The organism is Amycolatopsis thailandensis (assembly GCF_042723255.1).
GTDB classification, from domain to species: Bacteria; Actinomycetota; Actinomycetes; order Mycobacteriales; family Pseudonocardiaceae; genus Amycolatopsis; species Amycolatopsis thailandensis.
The window spans coordinates 9,460-13,665 of the sequence record NZ_JBHXJK010000180.1 but is presented as its reverse complement, the minus strand read 5'-3'; the positions used below and the strand labels follow the sequence as shown (position 1 = coordinate 13,665).

The window sequence follows — 4,206 nt, the reverse complement described above, 5'->3', positions numbered from 1 at the left end:
GGTCGAGTTCCCTCGGCTGAGCCGGAGGAAGGGGGCCTTCACGCGCTTCAGGGGGTGTCGAGTTCGGTGTGCCGGGTCGCGAGGGTGCGGGCGACTTCGGCGAGTTTGACGTTGAGGTCCTGAGAGGTGCGGCGAAGCAGGTCGAAGGCCTCGTCGGCGGTCAGGCCGCGTCGCTGCATGAGGATCCCCTTCGCCTGCCCGATGACGTCGCGGGATTCGACGGCCCGCCGGAGATGGTTCACCTCCAGCTCGGCCCGGTTCACGGCGCCGGTGCTCGCCAGGGCGAGTGAACCGTGGGTGGCCAGCAGCAGCGCGGTGTCCTGAGCCAGGGAGTCGAGAGCGCCGGTGCGGTGGCTGTAGATGTTCAGCGCCCCGGGCAGCCTGGGAGGTTCCGCGTCGGGCACCAGCACGGTGGACAGGATCGCGTGGTAACCGTGCCGGACGGCGGCCTCGGAGAAGTCCGGCCACCTCTTCTCCGCCGCCAGGTCTTCACTGCGGATGTAACCAGGGCTTCCGCTGTCGGCGGCATCGACGCAAGGGCCGGTCCCGGCGCGGTATTGCACCTCGTCGAGCTCTAGGGCGACCTCACCGGTCGACACCGGGGTGTGGAAGGTCCCGTCCGGGGCACGGAGGGTGACCGACACCAGATCCGCGCCCGGCACCACCCGGTACGCGGCGTCGATGACCTGTTCGAGGACCTGGGCCGGGGTCGAGGCGGCCAGCAGCAGGCGGGTGAGCTCGACGAACTGCTCGGACAGCGGGCCCGCTGACGCGTCACCGCCCGCGCCGAATTCGGCCTTGTCACGCCGCCAGAGTCCTTCGTCCGCCATCAGTGACCCTCCTGTAGGGTGCCGTTTCCCTCATCGGTTACCCAGTGACACCCGCCGTCAATCGACGGTCGAAATAGTCCGATGTGGACGGTGGATCAGGGGTCGACTCGCTTGCGCAGCAGGCAGAACACGTTCCCCTCGGGGTCGGCGAGGACATGCCAGGACTCTTCCCCGGTCTGGCCGACGTCGGCAGACCTCGCACCGGCGGCGAGCAGCCGCTCCAGCTCCGCGTCCTGATCGCGGTCGGTGGGGTTCACGTCGAGGTGCAGGGGGAGTTTGGCGGGCTTCGGGTCGTCGCTGCGACTCAGGATCAGGGTGGGCTGCGGGCCGCCGAACCCGGTGCCGGGCGGGCCGATCTCGACGTCTTCGCCGTCCTTGCCGATTTCGACGTATCCGAGCACTTCGCACCAGAACGCGGCCATCCGGACCGGATCGGCGCAGTCGAGGATGAGTTCGGTGATACGGCAGGCCATGGGGCGAGGATAACGCTCCCCGAGCCCACGACGCGGGTTCGATGTTTGCCGCGTCCGCCCGCCGGGTATCCGGGGCGCGGCGACAGGAGAAGAGCGATGACGGTCCGAAAGGGACAGGTGAGCGATCGATGAACGCACCCTCCCTGCTGGAAGACCGCCCGGCTGTCCGGACGCGGCGGCGGAACGACGATTACTCGCATTGCCGCCCCCTGTTCGAAGAGATGGCGGGTCTGCCCGACGGCCATCCGGAGCAGCGGAGGCTGCGTGAACGCCTGATCCTCGAACTTCTGCCGATCGCGGAACACATCGCCGTGCGGTTCAGCGGACGCGGTCAGCCGAGGGAAGACCTGATCCAGGTCGCCAGGATCGGGCTGATGAAGGCAGTCGACCGGTTCGATCCCGGACAGGGCGGCGACTTCCTGGCTTACGCGGTGCCGACGGTGATGGGCGAGGTGCGGCGTTTCTTCCGTGACACCGGCTGGGCGGTGCACGTCCCGCGCGGGATGCAGGAGCTGCGCACGCGGCTCTCACGGGGAACCACGGACCTGACCCAGACCCTCGGCCGCGCGCCGACCCCGTCCGAGCTCGCCGCTCACCTGGAAGTGGACGTCGACACCGTCCGGGAAGGCCTGCTCGCCGCGAACAGCTATCAGACGTCGTCCCTGGACAAGCCGGTCAACGAGGGCGAGGGCACGCTTCCCCTGTCCGACGTGGTGGGGGAGCTGGATTCCCGGTTCGAGCTCATCGAGGATCGCCACACCGTGGTCCCGCTGCTGGCGGGGCTGCCGGAACGGGACCGGGCGATCATCGTGATGCGGTTCTTCGACGGCCTGACCCAGTCGCAGATAGCCGCGCGTCTGGGGATTTCCCAGATGCACGTGTCCCGTCTGCTCACGAAGATCCTTCAGGACCTGCGCGGAAAGCTCAACGCGTAGCGAACAACTCGCCCAGGTGAGGCTGGGTCGGTGGTGTGCCCAGTGCACGTGAGGCGTCCCAGAGGGTGACGGCCGTGGCCGTCAGGACGGGCTTGCCGAGAGCGGTCTCGAGGTCTTCGAGCAGCGGTGTCGTGTGCAGGGCGGTTTCCGGGATCAGCAGCGCTTCGGCGTCGGCGTGGTCGGCCGCGGTCGCGAGTTCGGTGACGCGGTCGCGGTCCCAGGCGGCGAGGGCCCGATCGGAGGGCGCGTCGGCCGAAACCGAGTGAACGGTGGTGACACCCGCCTCGGCGAGGAAGCCGGCGAAACTCGCTGTCGTGTCGCGGTGATAGACGGAGGCGAGCGCGATCCGGCCGACGTCGAGGTGGGCGAGCGCGCCGAGGAAGGCCAAGGAAGTACTGCTCGCGGGCACCCCGAGCCGATCGCCGAGCACGCGGGCTTGTTCGCGCGCGCCTTCGAGTCCGCGGGTGAAACTGCAACTGGAGCAAGCCCAGCTGACGACGTCCGGTCGCTCGCCGAACCGCGCGGCGGCGGAGGCGAGCCGGTTCGGTTCGCCGAGTCCCCGGACGGCCTCGTGTTTCCCTGCCGGGTCGAGGTCTTCGAGCCGGCCGATCTTCTCGCCCCACGGGACGTACGCGAAGTCCACGACGAGACCGGGGTCGAGTTTCGCCGCCAGCGCGAGGAAATCGTCCTCGCCGCAGTCTCGGGTCGGGTAGAGCAGGCCGATGTGAGGTCCGGAGCGCATGCCGGACGGGTACCCGGCGAGTCCCCGCTCACACCGGACGGTGGTGTGAGCACGCCGTGGAAGGGGTATCAGGAGCCGCGCGAGTGAACCGAGAGAAAGGACCACGTCGTGGTGGACGGCCCCCGGCTCAACCCCGAGAAGGACCCTGAGGAATGGACCACCGGCGACGAGCCGATGACCGGACCGCAACGGTCGTATCTGCGGACGCTCGCGCAGGAAGCGGGTGAGGAGCCACCCGGGGAGCTGACCAAGGCGGAGGCGTCCGAACAGATCGAACGGCTGCAGCGCGAGACCGGCCGCGGTACGGACTGACGCGGTGAGCGGCGGTTCGGGTCCCGGCCCGAACCGCAACTCACGGCACGCTCACTGGCAGGCTTCGCAGTCCGGGTCGTCGATGCGGCAGGCGGCACCGTCGGTGAGCGGGAAGTCGAAGTCGTTCAGCGCGGGGACGGCCAGCGTGGTCTCTTCCGGCGTGGCGGTAGCGGACATGTCACTCCCTAGAGGTACGGAACGGGTCTTACCTCTCTGTAGCGCTGAAGATCGCCCGTCATTCCGTGACCCGCGCCACAAGCGGATCAGACGGCCGCCAGCTCCTTGCCGGGCAGCATCCCGTTGGGGATGTCGGTGACGCGCCAGGACTCCACGGTGAGCTGGACGGTCTCGATCGGCGTGTCCAGGAACGGCGTCACGTACGGCACCTTCGTCACGAGCAGCTCACGGGCGGTCTCGGCCCGCTCGCCGTCGAGGATCTCGGCGCGGACCATCGCCTGGAGGAACGGGTCGGCGGGCGAGCCGGTGGAGACGATGACCGAGGCCACCGGGTTGTCCCGGAGCGCGGCGAGGGTGCGGCCCCGTCGCTCCAGCACCAGGACGAGGGTGAACAGATCGGACTCGGCGAAGAAGACGCCGTTCACCCAGGGGCCGGATTCGCCGGCGGTGGCGAGGTACAGCGACTGGTGTGAGGCCAGTGTGGTCCGCGCGAGGGCGGAGACATCGGTCGTGGACATGGCGGAAACTAGACCCCGGGCGTGCGGCGGCCTCAAGTCCGACAATCCCATCGGGCGATTTTGGCTACTTAGTGGCGGGTTGGCTCGGCGTGGAAGCCGCTTCCGCGACGGTGGCGGAGGCAGGCATGCGGTCGACCGCTCTGCCGGGTTCGAGTGTCGGGGGGGGGCCAAATTGGGGGGGGGGTGTGACCCCACCAGGGTGTTGGGGCGCGGGGGCCC

Annotated in this window: 7 protein-coding genes; 2 read left to right on the top strand and 5 right to left on the bottom strand. The window is 69.2% G+C overall.

All coding sequences use genetic code 11. From position 1 onward, the window contains the following. Positions 1 to 47: 47 nt before the first annotated feature. Both ACFWMR_RS39070 and ACFWMR_RS39065 read right to left on the bottom strand, forming a co-directional pair. Positions 48 to 830, bottom strand: coding sequence for an ANTAR domain-containing protein (locus tag ACFWMR_RS39070; protein ID WP_378382048.1), 783 nt, complete (start codon positions 828 to 830; stop codon positions 48 to 50). Positions 831 to 925: 95 nt separating this feature from the next. Then, positions 926 to 1,303: a VOC family protein gene (locus tag ACFWMR_RS39065; RefSeq protein WP_378382047.1), complete on the bottom strand. Its 378-nt coding sequence runs from the start codon at positions 1,301 to 1,303 to the stop codon at positions 926 to 928. 128 nt (positions 1,304 to 1,431) lie between these two features. On the opposite strand from ACFWMR_RS39065, the gene ACFWMR_RS39060 reads away from it, so the two are divergent. Further along, positions 1,432 to 2,238: a SigB/SigF/SigG family RNA polymerase sigma factor gene (locus ACFWMR_RS39060; RefSeq protein ID WP_093935669.1), complete on the top strand. Its 807-nt coding sequence runs from the start codon at positions 1,432 to 1,434 to the stop codon at positions 2,236 to 2,238. On the opposite strand, the gene ACFWMR_RS39055 is transcribed toward ACFWMR_RS39060, so the two are convergent. Further along, on the bottom strand, positions 2,228 to 2,980 hold the full coding sequence (locus ACFWMR_RS39055; protein ID WP_378382046.1) for a maleate cis-trans isomerase family protein: 753 nt from the start codon (positions 2,978 to 2,980) through the stop codon (positions 2,228 to 2,230). The two genes, ACFWMR_RS39060 and ACFWMR_RS39055, sit on opposite strands and share 11 nt — an antisense overlap. Positions 2,981 to 3,154: 174 nt before the next feature. Here ACFWMR_RS39055 and ACFWMR_RS39050 point away from each other — a divergent pair, with 174 nt between their 5' ends. Next, positions 3,155 to 3,292 carry a DUF3072 domain-containing protein gene (locus ACFWMR_RS39050; protein ID WP_244199772.1) on the top strand — a complete coding sequence of 46 codons (138 nt, stop codon included), beginning with the start codon at positions 3,155 to 3,157 and terminating at the stop codon, positions 3,290 to 3,292. Positions 3,293 to 3,343: 51 nt separating this feature from the next. Here ACFWMR_RS39050 and ACFWMR_RS39045 read toward each other — a convergent pair whose 3' ends face one another. Both ACFWMR_RS39045 and ACFWMR_RS39040 read right to left on the bottom strand, forming a co-directional pair. Beyond that, positions 3,344 to 3,469 carry a hypothetical protein gene (locus tag ACFWMR_RS39045; protein WP_378382045.1) on the bottom strand — a complete coding sequence of 42 codons (126 nt, stop codon included), beginning with the start codon at positions 3,467 to 3,469 and terminating at the stop codon, positions 3,344 to 3,346. A gap of 86 nt (positions 3,470 to 3,555) precedes the next feature. Next, positions 3,556 to 3,987, bottom strand: a complete 432-nt coding sequence (locus ACFWMR_RS39040) for a pyridoxamine 5'-phosphate oxidase family protein (protein ID WP_378382044.1) — start codon at positions 3,985 to 3,987, stop codon at positions 3,556 to 3,558. Between the last annotated feature and the right edge of the window lie 219 nt (positions 3,988 to 4,206).